The sequence below is a fragment of the Streptomyces sp. SID3212 genome, assembly GCF_009865405.1.
GTDB lineage: Bacteria > Actinomycetota > Actinomycetes > Streptomycetales > Streptomycetaceae > Streptomyces.
Genome location: NZ_WWJY01001047.1, coordinates 1 through 17600 on the forward strand (window position 1 = coordinate 1; position 17600 = coordinate 17600).

Below are 17600 nucleotides of genomic sequence, written 5' to 3' on the forward strand. Positions count from 1 at the left end.
CAGGCCTTCGCTCCCCCCGCCCCGGCACCCGCCCCGGCCCCCTCCCCGTACGACACGGGTTCGACGCCTCCGTACGAGACCGGGTCGGTCCCGGCGTACGGCACCGGTTCCGCCCCTTCGTACGACACGGGGTCGACCCCCGCGTACGACACGGGCTCGGTGCCCGTCTACGGGCCCAACGCGGCCTCCCCGTACGACACCGGCTCGATCCCCGCGTACGACACAGGCGCCCTCCCCGCCTACGACACGGGCAACCTTCCTCCGTACACGGGCCAGTCGCCCGCCTCCCCGGTCGGGCCTTCCTACGAAGGCGCGACGTACGACGGAACGGGGCCCCGTCCCGGCAGCGAGCCCCCGCCGGGTCCGCTCTACCAGCCCCCGGCCGGGGAGCCCTGGAACGCACCCGCAGGAGACCGACCGTGAACGCCCCCCTCCCCGACGTCCCCGAAGTCCGCGTCGTCGGCCTGCCCCAGCTGACGCAGGGGTTCGACCTGGTCGAGCGGCTCGACCTGCCCATGCACCTGAAGGTGCACGGGCCGCTCCAGCCGATGACCGGCGAGCGGCTGGCGCAGCTCGCCGAGAACATCACCCTGCGCGGTCGCGGCGGCGCGGGCTTCCCGTTCGGCAAGAAACTGCGGGCGGTCGCCCAGGCGTCGATCCGGCGCGGCGTCAGGCCCGTCGTGGTGATCAACGGCAGTGAGGGCGAGCCCGCCTGCCGCAAGGACACCGTGCTGCTCAACCGGGCGCCGCACCTGATCCTGGACGGCGCCCTGCTGGCCGCCGAGGCGCTCGGCGCCCGCACCCTGGTCGTCGCCGTCACCCGCAACTCCACGGAGATATCCATGCGGGCGGCGCTCGCCGAGCGCGGTCTGTCCGACCGGCGCGGCCAGCAGTTGCGCGCGCGGGTGGTCCGTACGCCCGAGCGCATGGTCTCCGGCGAGGCCTCGGCGGTGATCCGCGCCATCGGCGGCGGGCCCGCCCTGCCGCCGGGCCGCAGGGAACGCGCGGCGGAGTCCGGCGTCGGCGGAGCGCCGACCCTGCTCTCCAACGCGGAGACGTACGCGCAGTTGGCCGTCGGCGCCCGGATCGGGGCCCGCCGCTACGGCCACACCGGGCTGGAGGACGAGCCGGGCACCGTCATGCTGACCGTGTCGGGCGCGGTCGCCCGGCCCATGGTCATCGAGGTGCCGACCGGTGTGCCGCTGCGGTACGTCCTCCAGATGGCCGGCGCCCCGCCGCTGCCCCAGGGCGTGCTCACCGGCGGCTACCACGGCAACTGGATCGACGCGGTGGCCGCCCACGAGGCGGTCGTCTCCCGGGCGTCCCTGGCGGCCGTGGGCGGCTCCCTGGGCGCCGGGGCGATCCTGCCCATCGGCCCCGAGACCTGCCCGCTGGGCGAGGCCCTGCGGGTGGCCAACTGGCTCGCGGCCGAGACGGCCGGGCAGTGCGGCCCCTGCAAGCTCGGTCTGCCCGCCGCGGCCGGCGGCCTGTCCGACGTGATCAACGGGGGCGGCCCGACCGCCCTGGAGGCGCTGCGCGCCGTCACCCAGGCGGTCAAGGGCCGGGGCGCGTGCAAGCACCCCGACGGCTCCGCGCGCTTCTTCGCCTCGACCCTGTCGGCGTTCACCGACGACCTGGCCGCCCACATGCTGCACGGCGGGTGCGGGCGCGAGACGACCGGCGTGCTGCCGCTGCCGGGTCCTGGCTACCAGGAGGCGGAGGAGTCGATCCCGAGCGGCGAGAAGCTCGCCGTGGACTGGACGCTCTGCCAGGGCCACGGGCTCTGCGCGGACATCGTGCCCGAGCTGATCCGGCTGGGCCCCGACGGCTACCCGGCACTCGCGGACGCGTCGGTCCCCATGCACATGCGGGGCCGCGCCCAGCGCGCCGTGCGCCGCTGCCCGGCGCTGGCGCTCCGCATCGAGCAGTCCGAGCCGGAACGGCCCGCACGCGCGGCGCTGCCGCCCGGCGGTGGCCGCAAGGCCCTGGGCCCCGGCCGGGGTTGAGCACGAAGAAGCGGGCCACCCGATCCGGGTGGCCCGCTTCTTCATGTGCTTCATGTGCTTCACGTGGTAAAGCCGATGCGCTGTGGAGCTAAGGAGAATTGAACTCCTGACCTCTTGCATGCCATGCAAGCGCTCTACCAACTGAGCTATAGCCCCGCGCCGGGTCTCCCCTGCGGTGTCGCCAACATTAACGGTCCCTCCCGCCGAGCACCAAATCGATTCCCTTCCGTACGGAAGCGCCCGGTACCGGACGTCCTTCGCGACCGCGCCGCGAAGGACGTCGTCAGGCGGTCGCGAAGGAGTAGAAGCGTTTGAGCGTGCAGTGTTCGTCGAGGAGACGACCGTAGATGGGCTCGCCCTCGAGCTCACGGTAGGTCTCGATCGGGTCGCCTTTTATGATCAGCGCCCGTGCGCATTCCTCGCACCAGTACTGGAAGTCGGCGTGGAGCGGATCCATGTCCCGGACGATCGGCGTACCGCTGCCGCACCAGTCGCACTTACGCCTGTGAGCACCCATCACTCAGCTCCGGCCGCGGCCGCGGACCTCCGTCGTGGCAGGCAGGTCATCGTCCCCCTCGACGCCGCTGGCGGACATGCGCGCTCTCCCTCCGGGTCCGGGCCGGCGTCCCCCTCCGGCCGTCCGATTCTGCCACGCCCGCGCAACAGGGTCAGCATGAAAAGGCCTGCCGGTGAAGGCTCATAGCGGACGTCAGCGCACGGTAGGGGCCTTTCGCCCGGCGACGGAACCCACCACCGCGCCCAGGACACTCGCGCCGGCGAGCGCGAGCATGCAGATCCACAGCGCGTCGGCGGCCCCGCCGGGTCCCGAGGCGTCCAGACGGTTGAGGAAGAGTGTCCCGAATGTCGCGACCCCGAGCAGCTGGCCGAGTTGGGTGACGGTGGCGAGCAGTCCGCTGGCGTCGGCCGCGTCCTCCTGGCGTACGGTCGCCAGCGCGCGGGCCAGTACGGGGCTGAAGCCGAGCGACAGTCCGGCGCCGAGGCCCATGAAGGCGGCGTACATCGCGACACCGCCGTCGCCGACGTCGCGCAGCACCCATCCCACGGCGACGGACGAGACGGCGGCCAGCGCGAACCCGCCCGGGACCAGGGCCCTGTGCAGCCGCTGGGGCCAGGTGCGCCAGGTCAGGCCGATCAGTCCGAAGACCACCGCCGTCGGCGCGAAGGACAGCCCCGCGCGCAACGGGCTGTAGCCCAGGGCACCTTGGATGTAGAGGGTGAGGGAGAAAAGGAAACCGGCGTTGACGGCCATCACCAGCAGGATGCGCACGGCCGCCAGGGCCATCCCCGGGATGCGCAGCACACGCGGGGCGATCAGCGGGGCTCCGCCGTCGCGCGCGAGCCGGGACTCGAACACGAGGAAGCCGCAGAAGAACACCACGGACGCCCCCAGCGACAGCCAGGACCACAGAGGCCAGCCCTCCTCCTGACCGAGCACCAGCGGTACGGTCAGCAGCGACACGGCGGCGGCCAGCAGCACCAGACCCGGCAGGTCGAGCGAGCGCGAGCGTTCCGGTTCGCCGCGCCGGTCCTTGGGCAGCACCCGGGCGCCGAGCACCAGCAGGACCGCGCCCACGGGCACGTTGACCAGGAAGACCGGCCGCCAGCCCTCCCCGAACAGGTCGGCGCTGACGAGCAGTCCGCCCACGACCTGCCCGGCCGCGGCCCCGGTGGCGAGCACGGCGGCGTACGCGCCGAGCGCGCGCCCGCGCCCCTCGCCGGTGAAGTTGCGCTGGATGAGGCTGAGCACCTGAGGGATCATCAGGGCCGCGCCGGCTCCCTGGACCAGCCGGAAGGCGATCAGCTGCCCGGTGCCCGCGGCGAGTCCGCAGGCGAGCGAGGAGACGGTGAAGACGGCGAGCCCGCCGAGGTACATCCGCCGGTGGCCCAGCAGATCGCCCAGCCTGGCGCCGGTGATCAGCAGGACGGCGTACGAGATGGTGTAGCCGGCGATCACCATCTGCAACCCGGCGCCGGAGGCGTCGAGTTCCGTACGGATCGTCGGAGCGGCGACATTGACGATGAAGACGTCGAGCAGCGCCATGAACTGGGCGGCGAGCACCACCGCGAGCAGCATGCCGGGCCGCTTGTCAGTGGTACCGGCTTTACTGGACATGTCGGATCTGCCGGGGTGGGCGGAGGTCGTGGCCGCGGGGCTCGCGGCCGAAGGGGTCGTGGTCATGGCACCGAGCCTGCGGTGCTTCGGATACGGGTAACCAGAGCCCCTTGATGCTGGTACTGGCACCACCTGGCAGCGGACTCTCCGGAGGCGCACGATGGGGGCGTGACAACGATGACCGTGCGGCACACCACGAGCGGCAGCCGGCGCAGGCCCGAGCTGGCGGCCTTTCTGCGCAGCCGCCGCGCCCGGGTGACCCCCGCCGACGTCGGCATGGCCCCGGGGCTGCGCCGCCGCACCCCGGGCCTGCGGCGCGAGGAGGTCGCCCAGCTCTCCGGGGTGGGTGTGACCTGGTACACGTGGTTGGAGCAGGGGCGCCCGATCAACGCCTCGGCCCAGGTGCTGGACGCCATCTCGCGCACGCTCCGCCTCGACCGTACCGAGCGCGAGCATCTGTACCACCTGGCGGAGGTGCCGCACGACCCCGCCCCGGAGACGGACTCGCCGACCGTCACCCCCGAGGTCCAGGGCATCATCGACGCGCTCGACCCGCTCCCCGCGGTGGTCTACAACGGCCGGTACGACATCCTGGCGACCAACGGGGCCTACCTCGACCTCTTCGAGGAGATACCGCGCCCCACCGGGCCGTGGAACGTGCTGTGGGTCCTGTTCACCGTGCCCGACACACGCTGCCCGCTGGTCCATCCGGAGAGGGAGCTGCCGATGATGGTGGCGACCCTGCGGGCCACGTACGGACGCCATGTCGGCGAGCCCGTCTGGGAGTCGTTCATCCGCCGCCTGGCCCACGCGAGCCCGTACTTCGCCGAGCTGTGGGAGCGCGGGGACGTGGCGCCGTCCGGCGCCACGACGAAGGTCTTCCACCACCAGGAGGTGGGCGAGATACGGATGACGTCGGTCTCGCTGGCGATCACCGGCATGCCGGAGTGCCGGATCGTGGTCTACACCCCGGGCGACGAGGAGAGCCGCGAGCGCACGGCGCTCCTGCGCGCACAACGCGCCCCGACACCCTGACCGACTCCCTGACTCCCTGAGGCACAGGCTCCCGCCCCCGCCCCCGCCCCCGCCCCCGCCCCGAGACTCCAGGCCCTCTACTGAGGCGCGCGTTCCACCCGTACGTTGTCCCGACAGGTGTCATCACCACGGGGGGGCTCGTGCGAAGAGTGCTGCGCGCATTACTTGTCCTACTGGTCGCCGGGGCGGGGCTGGTGCTCACGGGGCCGCCGGCCGCGTACGCCCACGGGCCCGTCGAGATCCCGGCGAACGCGCCGGGCGGAGTCTCGGCCACGTTCACGTTCGGGGGCGCGGTCGTTCCGCATCCGTACACACCGGACCCGACCGCCTACTTCGGCGCGAACAAGTGCCAGTTGACCTACCACGACTACAACCCGACACCCGGCTGCGGCGGATTCACCTTCCGTACGGAGCTGCACCACGTGCGCGAACAGCCCGGCTTCGCCGAGGGCCTGGGCGGAGGGTCCTTCGCGGCGCACGCCGACACGGAGCGCACCTTCGGCTGCCTGGACGGCGCGGGTGCCTTCCGCTGGGACACCGCGTTCGTGGTGCGGACGGCGGACACCCCGCTGGCTCCGGTCTACTACCTGACCGACATGAGCTACCTCCTCAGCGAGTTCCGCGCCACGCCGTCCGGGGACCTGGGGCCGCCGTACTTCCTCAACTTCGAAGCGGTCCCGTTCACCTGCCCCGCGGGCACCACACCGGCCCAGTACGGCCTCAAGGTGACGGACCTGCGGCTCTCCGTGACCGGCTCGCCGGTCTTCGGGACCCAGTCATGGACGGCCCCGGGACCCTTCTACGGCTGACGGACGACAAAAATCCCGTCCCCTGCGGGGGGACGGGATCCGGAGTCCGTGCGACTGATTGTGGAGCTAAGGAGAATTGAACTCCTGACCTCCTGCATGCCATGCAGGCGCTCTACCAACTGAGCTATAGCCCCTCGTGTCCTGCGCGCTCGCGCGCTTCGGACTAGAAGAACTTTAGCCTGCGACCAGCCCGAAAGTGAAATCAGACGTCGTCGCCGAGAACCGGCTCGGGAAGCGTGCCGGCGTTGTGCTCCAGGAGCCGCCAGCCGCGCGCGCCCTCGCCGAGGACGGACCAGCAGCAGTTCGAGAGGCCACCGAGGCCCTCCCAGTGGTGCGCCTCCAGGCCGAGCAGCCGCCCGATGGTGGTGCGGATCGTGCCGCCGTGGCTGACGACGACGAGCGTGCCGTCGTCGGGCAGCTTCTCGGCGTGCCGGAGCACCACCGGCGCGGCCCGGTCGGCGACCTCGGTCTCCAGCTCGCCCCCGCCGCGCCGCACGGGCTCGCCGCGCTTCCACGCGGCGTACTGCTCGCCGAACCGGCCGACGATCTCCTCGTGGGTCAGCCCCTGCCAGTCCCCCGCGAAGGTCTCGCGGAGCCCGGCGTCGTACGCGATCTCCAGGCCGGTGAGCCCGGCCAGCTCGGCGGCCGTGGCCGCGGCCCGGGAGAGGTCGGAGGCGACGATCGCGTCGGGCCGCAGGGACGCCAGCAGCCGTGCGGACCGCCGGGCCTGGGCCACGCCCGTGGCGGTCAGCTCGATGTCCGTGGAGCCCTGGAAGCGGCGCTCCAGGTTCCACGCCGTCTGGCCGTGCCGCCACAGGACGATGCGGCGTCCTCTGCCGCGTCCGCTGCCGTTCAGCTCAGCTCACCGTCCGCGTCACCGGCGATCCCGGCGGGCTCGGGGGCCTTCGTGCGGGTCTTCACGGCGTCCTCGGGCAGGGGCAGCTCGGGGCAGTCCTTCCACAGCCGCTCCAGGGCGTAGAAGACCCGCTCCTCGGTGTGCTGCACGTGGACGACGATGTCGACGTAGTCGAGGAGGATCCAGCGGGCGTCACGGTCGCCCTCACGGCGCACCGGCTTGACGCCGAGCTGCTTCTGGATCTGCTCCTCGATCTCGTCGACGATCGACTTGACCTGGCGGTCGTTGGGCGCGGACGCGAGCAGGAAGGCGTCCGTGATCGACAGCACGTCGCTGACGTCGTACGCGATGATGTCGTGCCCGAGCCGGTCGGCCGCCGCCTGGGCGGCGACGGTGACGAGCTCGATGGAACGTTCGGTTGCGGTCACAAGCAGGCTTTCGTGTCGGCGGTCGTGGAGAGAACCAGGATCTCACGGACCGCCGACACCGGGCGCAGCTCGCACGCCCCGGCCGGGTCGCGCGCGGCCGGGGCGGGTCAGGACTCAGTTCGGGGAGTAGTCCTGACCGAGGACGACCGACACGTCGGCGTTGGCGGCGGGTGTGCCCTTCTTCACCGCGTCGGTCGGCAGCCCGAGGGTCTTGGCGACCTCCACCGCCTGTTCCTTGATCGCCGCGTCACCGTAGATGACCTGCGAGGACACCTCCGCGTCCGCCGAACCGCCGTCCACGTAGCTGTAGCCGCCATTGATCACGGCGGTCCGCGCGGCCTCGGCCGCGCTCGTGCCGCCACTGGCGTCCTTGACCCCCACGCGCAGGGCAGTGCCCTTCTCCGGGGCGCTCACCGAGCCGCCGAGAATGTCCTTCACCACACCGGCGACGGCGGAGTCGCTGAGAGTGCCGTCGGGCTGCACGGGCAGGAGGGCGGTCCTGTAGTCGCCCTCCTTCGCGTGCAGGGACAGCTTGGCGAGGGCGGCGCCCAGGTCGGCCTCGGTCAGCGACGGGTCGAGGATCTGCCCGAGGGTCTGCACGGTGACCGTCGCGGCCTTCGGGTCGTCGGACATCTTCCGCAGCACCCCCTGGAGGACCTGGCCGAAGCGCTGGAGCTGCTTGGCCTCGGGTTCGCCGGGTCCGCGGTACGTGGCGTACGCGACGGCCGCCTTGCCGCTGAGGGTCTGGTTCTCGCCCTTCCGTACGACCGGCTGGTCGCCCTTCTTGGCGCCGGGCACGTCCGTGTCGGTGGTCAGGTCGATGTTGCCGACGAGCTGGACGAGGTTGTCCAGGTACGGGGTGTCGAGCCGCCAGGTGCCCGAGATCTCGGTGCCGAGCAGGGTGCCGAGCGCCTTGCGGGTGGTGTCGGAGCCGTCGTCGTCCACGGACTTGCCGAGTGTGACCCCGGAGCCGTCGTCGCCTTCCACGGAGAGCGAGTTGGGCAGCAGGACGGTGGTGCCCTGGCCGGTGGTGGCGTTGTTGACGAGCAGCGCCGTGGAGGTGCCCTTCGCCTTGGTGTTGTGCAGGTGGACGACGATCACGTCGCGCTTCTGCGCGCCGCCCGCGGCGGTGCTCCCCTTCGTGTCCGCCCCGGCGGAACCGGGCAGCTTGCCCGCGTACCAGAGGTAGCCGGCCCCGCCGGCGACGACCAGGACGACGGCGACGACCAGGGCCACCACCCGGGACCGGCCCCGGCGCTTGGCCTCCTCGCGCCGCTCGGAGCGGCTCTCGGTGAACTTGAGCCAGTCGATGACGTCCTCGGAGTCCTCGTCGGGCTCCTCCGTGAACGCGAACTGTTCGTCGACGGCGGGGCGCCGCTGCTCGGGGACGGCTGCCTGCCCGGCCTCGGGGGCGGCCTGCCGCGGCTGCGGCGACTCGTGCCGGACCTCCCGCTGTGGTTCCTGCTGCTGCGGGATCCACTGCTGGGTGGCGTCCACGGCGACGGGCTGCTGAGCCTGCTGCTGCGCCTGCTGCTGCCCGGTGTCGTAGCCGTACCCGTCGTATCCGTAGCCGTCCTGTTGCTGAGGGGGCTGAGGAGCCTGAGGATGCTGCTGCCCGTAGTTCTCGTACGGTTGCTGCGGTTGCTGCTGCTGGGCATACGGGTCGTACGTCTGCTGCTGCGGCTGCTGCGGCTGTCCGTACGCGTCGTACTGCTGCGTCTGGGGCTGCTGCGTCTGGGGCTGCTGCGTCTGAGGCTGCTGCGTCTGAGGCTGCTCGTACACCGGCTGCCCGTACTCGTCGTACCCGACGATCCGAGGCTGTGCGTAATAGGGGTCGTACGGGTCGTACGGCTGCTGCTGGTCGTTCACCGGTGTCCCTCTCCCGTGACTCATTCGCCGCGGTACAACTGCCTCTTGTCGATGTAACGCACCACACCGTCCGGGACCAGGTACCAGACCGGATCGCCCTTCGCGACGCGCTCCCGGCAGTCCGTGGACGAGATCGCCAGCGCCGGGACCTCCACCAGCGAGACACCGCCCTTGGGCAGCCCGTCGTCCGTCAGGTCGTGGCCGGGCCGCGTGACCCCGATGAAGTGGGCCAGCGAGAACAGCTCTTCGTGGTCCCGCCAGCTCAGGATCTGCGAGAGCGCGTCGGCCCCGGTGATGAAGAAGAGGTCCGCGTCGTCGTTGCGGGAGCGCAGGTCCCGCAACGTGTCGATCGTGTACGTCGGCCCGCCGCGGTCGATGTCGATGCGGCTGACCGAGAACTGCGGATTGGACGCCGTGGCGATGACCGTCATCAGATAGCGGTCCTCCGCCGGGGAGACCACCTGACGGCTCTTCTGCCACGGCTGTCCGGTCGGTACGAACACCACCTCGTCGAGCTGGAACCGTATGGCGACCTCGCTGGCCGCGACTAGGTGCCCATGGTGGATCGGGTCGAAAGTCCCGCCCATCACGCCGAGTCGGCGCCTGCCCCGGCCGGGGGCCGCGACGGGGCCGGCGGGCGTCTGCTGCTCTCCCATGCGTGCAGAGCGTACTTGCACCGGGTTACGTACCGGCCTCAGCGGTCGCGGTTGAAGCGGGTGGTGATCCACAGCAGCAGGAGAAGGCCGAACAGCGCGCCGCCTCCCGTGAGGTACGGGCTGAGGCTTTCGTGGTTGCCGCCGCCCTCGGCGCCCTCGGCGAGCGTGACCAGGGTGGCGGCGGTGCCGGTGAGGCTCATCTTCAGCAGGCCCTTTTCGTCGGGAGTCGGTGAGACGTCGCGCACATCGTATGCGGGCGCGTCGGGCACGCTCACGCCGACTCAGTCGTTGTTGTCCTTGTCGCGGTAACCGCGCAGCAGGAACCAGGCGAGCAGAGCGACTCCGACCAGGGAGACGACGAGCACGATCCGGATCGTATCGCCGGGCCCCTGCTGGTCGGAGGCCGCGGCGAGCAGTGTGGCGGGGAAGGGCATGTCGGCTGTGCTCCTCGGTGTTCTCGGGCTTCACGGGCCCCCTCCACACGGTAGACGTACCGCCTAGGGTGGGGTTCGTCAGGGGGACGGGCCTTGGACTCGTACGAACAGGGGGCATCCATGACAGAAGAGATCCACGACAACGTGCCGAGCAGGCAGCGCAAGCGCTTCCCGGGCATCTCCTCACGCGCGTACGAACATCCCGCGGATCGCTCGGCGCTGGTGGCGCTGCGCAAGCTCACCGGTTTCGACACGGTGTTCAAGGCGCTGAGCGGGCTGCTGCCGGAGCGCAGCCTCCGGCTGCTCTTCCTGTCGGACTCGGTGCGCGTGAGCGAGGCGCAGTTCGCGCACCTCCACACCATGCTCCTCGACGCGTGTTACGTACTGGACCTGGAGAAGGTCCCGGCGATGTACGTGACGCAGGACCCGCGGCCCAACGCCATGTGCATCGGACTGGACGAGCCGATCATCGTGGTGACCACGGGGCTGGTGGAGCTGCTCGACGAGGAGGAGATGCGGGCGGTCGTCGGCCACGAGGTGGGCCACGCCCTGTCCGGCCACTCCGTCTACCGTACGATCCTGCTCTTCCTCACCGGCCTCGCGCTCAAGGTCGCGTGGATCCCGCTCGGCAATGTCGCGATCATGGCGATCGTGACGGCACTGCGCGAGTGGTTCCGCAAGTCGGAACTGTCCGCGGACCGGGCGGGACTGCTGGTCGGTCAGGACCTCAAGGCGTCGATGCGCGGCCTGATGAAGATCGCGGGCGGGAACCACCTGCACGAGATGAACGTGGACGCGTTCCTGGAGCAGGCGGAGGAGTACGAGGCCGGGGGCGACCTGCGCGACTCGGTCCTCAAGATCCTCAACATTCTGCCCCGCACGCACCCGTTCACCACGGTGCGGGCGGCCGAGCTCAAGAAGTGGGCGGAGAGCCGAGACCACCAGCGGATCATGGACGGCCACTACCCCCGCCGCGACGAGGACAAGGAGACGTCGGTCACGGACTCCTTCCGCGAATCGGCCTCGCACTACGCGGACACGGTCCGCACCAGCAAGGACCCTCTGCTGAAGCTGGTCGGTGACCTCGCGGGCGGCGCGGGAGACCTGGGCGGCAAGCTGCGCGACCGCTTCACCGGCGGTACGGCCGGCCCGAAGACCCCGCCGAACGGCGAGGCGGCGGAGGGCCAGGCCTGACCGACGGGTCCGGGGTGCGGGGGCCGGGTCCGAAAGCCTTAGGGCTTCGGCTCCGCCCCCGTCGACAGCATTCCGCACAGGCCCGTCCCGATCGGGCCGGTGGCGAACGGGTTGGTGCCGGGTGGCCGCTCGGCCACCGTCGTCCGGGCCCCCGCCAGGAGGGGCCGCAGTGTCCTCGGCGGCGCGGCCGAGCACGCCTGCGGCCCGACCTGGGCCTGGCTCAGCAGCAGCTCGGCCTGGTGCTTCGCCAGGTCGTTCTGGTCGAAGCGGAAGCGCAGCTCGCGCCGGACGGTGAACAGCGAGGCGTCCCGTACGGGCTCCGCCGACGACGTGGCGGGCCGCAGCGCGTAGACGAAGGTGTGGTCGGAGCTGACCTCCAGGATCCCCGGCCCCGTCTCCTCGACCCGCAGCGTGCCGTGCACCCGTACCTCGTCGGCGGCCGGGGCCACCTTCGCCGGGTCGAAGCGCACCAGCCACCCCGCCGGGACGTGCCGTCCGTCGTCCGCCGGCGTGCTGAAGCTCCGGTCGAACTGGGTCAGCTGGTCGGGGTCGAGCAGGGCCCGTACGGGCCGTACCGTACGGCCCGCGAGGACGTCCGGGTCCAGCGAGGACGCCACGAGGTAGTCCTTGACGGTGGTCAGCGCGGCGACGACCTGGCTCTCGGTGAAACTTCTGGTCCCCCGCACACCCGGCAGGGTGATCCCGGAGGCTCCGGCGCGGAACTGCGCGGCCGGACTGTGCGCGAACAGGTCGTCGGGGGTGCCGCCCGGCACCCGCCCGGCCGGGGCCAGCGGGATGACCGTCATCCGCAGCGCCTCGGCGGTGCCGTGGGTCGAGGGCCGGTACGGACTCCGTACGCCGAGGTAGATCGCGGTGCCGAAGGCCAGGGCGACCACCAGGAGCAGGACGAGCGCCTGCCGGGGGCCCCGCATGAAGCCGCGCCGCCTGCCCCGCCTGACGTGCTTGGGCGGCAGGCTCCGGACGGCCGCGTGGGCGTGGTCGCCGCCCAGCCGCTCCCGCGCCGAGTACTCCTGGAGCCGGGCAGCGCGGATGAACGATTCGTCGAACACGACGGACCGGTACTCGTCATCGCCGTTGGGGGAGCCCTCGGGTGCCCCTTCAGGTGGCTCTCCGCGCCCTGCCATACCTTCAGGGTAGGTCGGCGGGGGCGAACATAAACGCTGCGCCTCGGGGCGAGTTCCGCCGGACGACGTTGGTCCGTCGGGGTGAACGGGGCGCCGGAGCACCCGGCGGAGCGCCGTGCCGGGCGGTGGCCGGGGCGTGCCCGGTGCGGCGTTGGCCGTGGTCAGGATGTGCCCGGTGCGGCGGTGGTCAGGGTGTGTGCGGTACGGCACCGGTCGCCGGGGCCGTACGGTCCTGGTCCCGGTCCTGGGACACCCCGGCCCCCGGCCCGATCACGGGACCGACGACGGGCGCGCCCGAACGGGTCGTGTCCACCCCGGTCGTGGCCGGCGCGGGCGCCGGGTCCTGACGGCCGCTCGCCGCGCCCCGGTAGACGGCGCTGAAGGCGAGCGCGACCATCCCGATGCCCAGCAGCAGGGCGAGGAGCCAGGCGACAGGACGGTGCCAGCGGGCGTTGCCGCGGTACGGGCGCAGGGCGCCGCCGTGCGGTCCGTACGGCCCCGCGTACCCGTCCGGGTCGTCGGGGTCGTATCCGTACCCGTCCTCCCGGTCGTAGCCGCCGCCGGGCCCGTAGAACTCGTCGTAGAACTCGTCGTCCGGCGGGCCGCCCGACCGCAGGCGGGCCGCCTCCGCGGCGGCGCGTGCCTCGGCCGCGGCCAGCAGCCGCTCGACCGCGCTGGGTTCATGGAAGGTGGCGGACTTGATGAAGGCCTCGTCGAACACCACGGAGGCGAAGTCCTCGTCCGCGCCTCCGCGGTCGTCGTCGGGCTCCCAGCCGTCCGGGAACGGCCTGCCCCCCACGTCGTCCGGCACGATCCCAGGGTAAACCGGGCGAGTCGTTTTGGGCAGGCGGAGTCCAAAGTCCGGGTGGTCACCTCACCTGGTGTGACCGTCACCGGTCACGATGTACTTGGTGGAGGTCAGTTCGGGCAGCCCCATCGGCCCGCGCGCGTGCAGCTTCTGGGTGGAGATGCCGATCTCCGCGCCGAACCCGAACTGGCCGCCGTCGGTGAAACGCGTCGAGGCGTTCACGGCGACCGTCGTGGAATCCACCAATTGGGTGAACCGGCGGGCGGCGGCCTGCGAGGTGGTCACGATCGCCTCGGTGTGGCCCGAGGACCAGAGCCTGATGTGGGCGACGGCCGAGTCCAGCGAGTCGACGACGGCCGCGGCGATGTCGTACGAGAGGTACTCCGTCTCCCAGTCCTCGGCGGTGGCCGCCACGACGGTCGCCTTCGTGCCGCCCGCGTAGGCGAGGACCCGCTCGTCGGCGTGCACGGTCACCCCCGCGTCGGCGAGCGCGTCCAGCGCGCGCGGCAGGAACGCGGCGGCGATGTCCTGGTGGACGAGCAGCGTCTCGGCGGAGTTGCAGACACTGGGCCGCTGCGCCTTGGAGTTGATCAGGATGTCGACGGCCATGTCGAGGTCGGTGTCGGCGTCCACGTACACATGGCAGTTGCCGGTGCCCGTCTCGATGACCGGGACGGTGGACTCCTCGACGACCGTACGGATCAGGGAGGCGCCGCCGCGCGGGATCAGGACGTCGACCAGGCCGCGCGCCCGCATCAGCTCGCGTACGGAGTCGCGGCCCTCGCCGGGCACCAGCTGGACGGCGTCGGCGGGCAGCCCGGCGCCCCCGACGGCGTCGCGCAGCACCCGGACGAGCGCGGTGTTGGAGGAGATCGCGGAGGACGAGCCGCGCAGCAGCACGGCGTTGCCCGACTTGAGGCACAGGGCGGCGGCGTCCACGGTGACGTTGGGGCGGGCCTCGTAGATGATCCCGACGACGCCGAGCGGCACCCGTACCTGCCGCAGGTCGATGCCGTTGGGCAGCGTGGAGCCGCGGACGACCTCGCCGACCGGGTCGGGCAGGGCCGCCACGTCCCGTACGTCGGCGGCGATGGCCCGCACCCGCTCGGGGGTGAGGGTCAGCCGGTCGATGACGGTCTCGGTGGCCCCGGCCTCCCGGGCGCGCGCCACGTCCTCGGCGTTGGCCGTGACGATCTCGTGGGTACGGACCTCCAGCGCGTCCGCGATCGCCAGGAGGGCGTCGTCCTTGGCCGCGCGCGGCAGCGGCGCGATGTCGGCGGCGGCGGCGCGGGAGCGGTAGGCGGTCCTGGCGACCGGGGAGAGATTGTCGTACGGCGAGAGCGAGGTCATGCCCGCAGGGTAGTGCGCGCCCTGCGGGCATTCCGCACCTATTCCGCACTCCGAGACACTTCACGGGACACGCGTGGGACACGTGGGACCGGGTGCGGCGGACGGGTCAGAACGGATGGACCCCCACGGGCGCGGCGGGCGGCGGCCCGTATCCCTCCGCGATGCGCTGGTGGTACGTCTCGCGGTCGATGACCTCCAGGCCCACGATCTCCCACGGCGGCAGCTTCGCGCTGGACCGGTGCTCCCCCCAGAGCCTCAGTGCCACCGCCGCCGCGTCGTGCAGGTCCCGGGCCTCCTCCCAGTAGCGGATCTCCGCGTGGTCGTTGGCGTACCGGCTGGTCAGCAGGAAGGGATGGTCGTGGGCCAGTTGTTCCAGGCCGCGTCTGACCTCCGTCAGCGGGGCCTCGGAGCCCGAGACGCTGAGTGTGATGTGCCAGAGCTTGGACACCTGGCGCTCGTCTCCCCGCGCTTCCTCTCCCGATCCGGCCTCCCTCTGTGACTCGTCGTCGCCGCCGTCGCGGTCGAAGTCCTGTCCCGCTTCGACGCTGGTCAGGGTTCGTGTCTTCCCCGCCACCCGCCGGGCGTGGGCACTGCCGCCGTTCCCTCGGGGCACCGCCCCCGGGCGCGCTCGTCTCACCAGCGGCCTCCTGTTGTTGCTGCGTCGTCGTGCTGTTCCCCTGTGGACCGACCGGTCCCGCTCCCGGGAATCGCTCCTGGGATCGTCCCCCGGATTGCCCCTGCGACAAAGTTGACCAGCCCGGGCGCCGATGTGGGGCGGTTTTCCCCAAGGTCCCTGCCCGGTGGAGCCGGTTTCAGCCGTTTCAGGGCCGCGGGCCCGGGTGGAGAATCACCAGATCGTCTCTGTGTACGACCTCGCGTTCGTAGGCGGGGCCCAGCTCACGGGCCAGTTCGCGGGTGGAGCGGCCGAGGAGCTGGGGGATCTCTTTCGCGTCGAAGTTGACGAGCCCGCGGGCGACGGCGCGGCCCGCCGTGTCCCGCAGTTCCACGGGGTCGCCGGCGCTGAACTCCCCCTCCACGGCGGCGATTCCGGCCGGCAGCAGCGAGGTACGGCGCTCCACGACGGCCCGGACGGCGCCGTCGTCCAGGGTGAGGGCGCCCTGCGGGGTGGAGGCGTGGGCCAGCCACAGCAGGCGGTCGGCCGAGCGGCGTCCCGTGCGGTGGAAGTACGTGCCCGTGTCACGGCCGGCGAGCCCGTCGGCGGCGTGGCTGGCGGAGGTGAGCACGACCGGGATGCCGGCCGCGGCGGCGATCCTGGCGGCCTCGACCTTGGTGACCATGCCGCCGGTGCCCACGCCCGCCTTGCCCGCGCTGCCGAGGGAGACGCCCGCGAGGTCGGCGGGGCCGCGCACCTCGGCGATCCGGGTGGTGCCCGGGGTGCTCGGGTTGCCGTCGTAGAGCCCGTCGACGTCGGAGAGGAGGACGAGGAGGTCGGCCCGGACGAGATGGGCGACGAGCGCGGCCAGCCGGTCGTTGTCGCCGAAGCGGATCTCGTCGGTGGCGACGGTGTCGTTCTCGTTGACGACGGGGACGGCGCCCATGCCGAGGAGTTGGTCGAGGGTGCGGTACGCGTTGCGGTAGTGGGAGCGGCGGCTGGTGTCGTCGGTGGTCAGGAGGACCTGGCCGACCCGTATGCCGTAGCGGGCGAAGGAGGCCGTGTAGCGGGCGACCAGGAGCCCCTGCCCGACGCTGGCGGCGGCCTGCTGGCGCGCCAGGTCCTTGGGGCGTCCGGTCAGGCCGAGCGGCGCGAGTCCGGCGGCGATGGCGCCGCTGGACACCAGCACGATCTCCTTGGGTCCCGTCTCGCCCGGCGCCTGCTCGCCGTTGCCGCCGCGCACCGTGGCCAGGACGTCCACCAGGGCGTCGACCCGGTCGGCGTCGAGCCCGCCGGAGGCGGTCGTCAGCGAGGAGGAACCGACCTTGACGACGATCCTGCGGGCCCCTGCCACCACGTCCTGCCGTACCGCTGCCACGTGCCTTGCCTCTGCTCTCACTGTCGGGCCGCCTCCCGGCCGGTCAGCGTACGCGCACCCGGGCGGCGGGCGCCGGGCCTTTTCAGCCGCTGAGACGGCGGGCGCGCAGCTCGCTCCTGAACGACACGCAGTCCTCGTACGCGGGCAGCAGGCCCTGCCGTTCGGCCTCGGCCAGGGTGGGTGCCTCGGCGTCCTTGGGCGAGAGCAGCGGGGGGATGTCGGCGGGCCACTCGACGGCCAGCGCGGGGTCGAGCGGGTGGACGCCGTGCTCGCGGGTGGGCGCGTATCCCTCGGAGCAGAGGTAGACGACCACGGTGTCGTCGGTCAGCGCGAGGAAGGCGTGCCCGAGCCCCTCGGAGAGGTAGAGCGCGTGGTGGGTGTCGTCGTCGAGCCGGACGATCTCCGACTGCCCGTACGTGGGCGAGCCGACCCGGATGTCCACGACGGCGTCCAGGACCGCGCCGCGCACGCACTTGACGTACTTGGCCTGGCTGGGCGGCACGTCGGCGTAGTGGATCCCGCGCAGGGTGCCGCGCTTGGAGACGGAGTAGTTGGCCTGGGCGAGGTCGAGGTCCTGGCCGGTCGCCTCCCGGAAGTCGGCGGCGCGGAACCACTCGTGGAAGCTGCCGCGCTCGTCGGGGAAGACCTTGGGTTCGTGGATCCAGGCGCCTTCGATGGACAGGGGTCGCATGATGGGGTGTTTCCTCGCTGTGGCCGTACGGAAGCGGGCGTACGGAGATGGTCGGACGGACGTGTCATACGGACGTGGTCATAGCGGAAGCAGACGGCCTACGGGCGGAGTCGGTCACGGGGCAGGGCGGGGCGGCCGGGCGGCCCCGGAGCGCCGGGCCGTCGGCCGTGAAGTGCCGCGTCACCGGCCGGAGT

At 72.1% G+C, this 17600-nt stretch carries 18 protein-coding genes, 2 tRNA genes and 1 pseudogene; 5 read left to right on the forward strand and 16 right to left on the reverse strand.

Translation table 11 applies throughout. The annotated features are described in order from the left end of the window. Both GT042_RS38410 and GT042_RS30935 read left to right on the forward strand, forming a co-directional pair. Nucleotides 1-423, forward strand: a pseudogene (locus tag GT042_RS38410) (hypothetical protein); the annotation flags it as partial. Continuing rightward, a complete protein-coding gene (locus GT042_RS30935; protein WP_161312003.1) occupies nucleotides 420-2006 on the forward strand; it encodes an NADH-quinone oxidoreductase subunit NuoF family protein in 1587 nt (528 codons plus the stop codon). The pseudogene GT042_RS38410 and the gene GT042_RS30935, both read left to right, overlap by 4 nt. An 83-nt stretch (nucleotides 2007-2089) precedes the next feature. Here GT042_RS30935 and GT042_RS30940 read toward each other — a convergent pair. The 3 genes from GT042_RS30940 to GT042_RS30950 form a co-directional block, all read right to left on the reverse strand. Further along, nucleotides 2090-2162 (reverse strand) — tRNA-Ala (locus GT042_RS30940). Between the two features lie 127 nt (nucleotides 2163-2289). After that, on the reverse strand, nucleotides 2290-2523 hold the full coding sequence (locus tag GT042_RS30945; RefSeq protein ID WP_161312004.1) for a hypothetical protein: 234 nt from the start codon (nucleotides 2521-2523) through the stop codon (nucleotides 2290-2292). Between the two features lie 192 nt (nucleotides 2524-2715). Next, complete coding sequence (locus tag GT042_RS30950) at nucleotides 2716-4101, reverse strand: MFS transporter (RefSeq protein ID WP_237531369.1); 1386 nt, start codon at nucleotides 4099-4101, stop codon at nucleotides 2716-2718. Nucleotides 4102-4317: 216 nt separating this feature from the next. On the opposite strand from GT042_RS30950, the gene GT042_RS30955 reads away from it, so the two are divergent. Together GT042_RS30955 and GT042_RS30960 are read left to right on the forward strand one after the other, a co-directional pair. Next, nucleotides 4318-5175, forward strand: coding sequence for a helix-turn-helix transcriptional regulator (locus GT042_RS30955; RefSeq protein WP_161312016.1), 858 nt, complete (start codon nucleotides 4318-4320; stop codon nucleotides 5173-5175). A gap of 149 nt (nucleotides 5176-5324) precedes the next feature. Continuing rightward, nucleotides 5325-5984, forward strand: a complete 660-nt coding sequence (locus tag GT042_RS30960; protein WP_161312006.1) for a hypothetical protein — start codon at nucleotides 5325-5327, stop codon at nucleotides 5982-5984. Between the two features lie 61 nt (nucleotides 5985-6045). Here GT042_RS30960 and GT042_RS30965 read toward each other — a convergent pair. The 7 genes from GT042_RS30965 to GT042_RS38420 all read right to left on the reverse strand — a co-directional run bounded on the left by GT042_RS30965 (nucleotide 6046) and on the right by GT042_RS38420 (nucleotide 10227). Further along, a tRNA-Ala gene (locus GT042_RS30965) sits at nucleotides 6046-6118 on the reverse strand. Nucleotides 6119-6186: 68 nt separating this feature from the next. Continuing rightward, the gene (locus GT042_RS30970) at nucleotides 6187-6840 is read right to left on the reverse strand and encodes a histidine phosphatase family protein (RefSeq protein ID WP_161312017.1); all 654 of its coding nucleotides are present in this window, start codon (nucleotides 6838-6840) and stop codon (nucleotides 6187-6189) included. After that, nucleotides 6837-7268, reverse strand: coding sequence for a ribosome silencing factor (gene rsfS / locus GT042_RS30975; RefSeq protein WP_161312007.1), 432 nt, complete (start codon nucleotides 7266-7268; stop codon nucleotides 6837-6839). The genes GT042_RS30970 and rsfS overlap by 4 nt, the downstream gene beginning before the upstream one ends. Nucleotides 7269-7382: 114 nt before the next feature. Continuing rightward, nucleotides 7383-9137 (reverse strand): LytR C-terminal domain-containing protein, encoded by a 1755-nt coding sequence (locus GT042_RS30980; protein WP_161312008.1) that lies wholly within the window; start codon nucleotides 9135-9137, stop codon nucleotides 7383-7385. Between the two features lie 20 nt (nucleotides 9138-9157). Beyond that, the gene (gene nadD / locus GT042_RS30985) at nucleotides 9158-9793 is read right to left on the reverse strand and encodes a nicotinate-nucleotide adenylyltransferase (protein ID WP_161312009.1); all 636 of its coding nucleotides are present in this window, start codon (nucleotides 9791-9793) and stop codon (nucleotides 9158-9160) included. A gap of 38 nt (nucleotides 9794-9831) precedes the next feature. After that, the gene (locus GT042_RS38415) at nucleotides 9832-10068 is read right to left on the reverse strand and encodes a hypothetical protein (RefSeq protein ID WP_202534261.1); all 237 of its coding nucleotides are present in this window, start codon (nucleotides 10066-10068) and stop codon (nucleotides 9832-9834) included. Between the two features lie 6 nt (nucleotides 10069-10074). After that, a complete protein-coding gene (locus tag GT042_RS38420; protein ID WP_202534241.1) occupies nucleotides 10075-10227 on the reverse strand; it encodes a hypothetical protein in 153 nt (50 codons plus the stop codon). Between the two features lie 120 nt (nucleotides 10228-10347). On the opposite strand from GT042_RS38420, the gene GT042_RS30990 reads away from it, so the two are divergent. Continuing rightward, nucleotides 10348-11421, forward strand: a complete 1074-nt coding sequence (locus GT042_RS30990) for a M48 family metallopeptidase (RefSeq protein ID WP_161312010.1) — start codon at nucleotides 10348-10350, stop codon at nucleotides 11419-11421. A 38-nt stretch (nucleotides 11422-11459) separates the two neighbouring features. Here GT042_RS30990 and GT042_RS30995 read toward each other — a convergent pair whose 3' ends face one another. The 6 genes from GT042_RS30995 to rfbC all read right to left on the reverse strand — a co-directional run bounded on the left by GT042_RS30995 (nucleotide 11460) and on the right by rfbC (nucleotide 17406). Then, a complete protein-coding gene (locus GT042_RS30995; RefSeq protein ID WP_161312011.1) occupies nucleotides 11460-12566 on the reverse strand; it encodes a hypothetical protein in 1107 nt (368 codons plus the stop codon). A 187-nt stretch (nucleotides 12567-12753) separates the two neighbouring features. Beyond that, a complete protein-coding gene (locus GT042_RS31000) occupies nucleotides 12754-13377 on the reverse strand; it encodes a hypothetical protein (RefSeq protein ID WP_161312012.1) in 624 nt (207 codons plus the stop codon). A gap of 63 nt (nucleotides 13378-13440) precedes the next feature. Further along, nucleotides 13441-14724 (reverse strand): glutamate-5-semialdehyde dehydrogenase, encoded by a 1284-nt coding sequence (locus GT042_RS31005; RefSeq protein WP_161312013.1) that lies wholly within the window; start codon nucleotides 14722-14724, stop codon nucleotides 13441-13443. Between the two features lie 106 nt (nucleotides 14725-14830). Further along, on the reverse strand, nucleotides 14831-15361 hold the full coding sequence (locus GT042_RS31010) for a hypothetical protein (RefSeq protein WP_161312014.1): 531 nt from the start codon (nucleotides 15359-15361) through the stop codon (nucleotides 14831-14833). A 184-nt stretch (nucleotides 15362-15545) separates the two neighbouring features. Further along, a complete protein-coding gene (gene proB, locus GT042_RS31015; RefSeq protein ID WP_161312018.1) occupies nucleotides 15546-16691 on the reverse strand; it encodes a glutamate 5-kinase in 1146 nt (381 codons plus the stop codon). 106 nt (nucleotides 16692-16797) lie between these two features. Continuing rightward, entirely contained in the window at nucleotides 16798-17406 is a 609-nt protein-coding gene (rfbC, locus tag GT042_RS31020; RefSeq protein ID WP_161312015.1) for a dTDP-4-dehydrorhamnose 3,5-epimerase, read from the reverse strand. Between the last annotated feature and the right edge of the window lie 194 nt (nucleotides 17407-17600).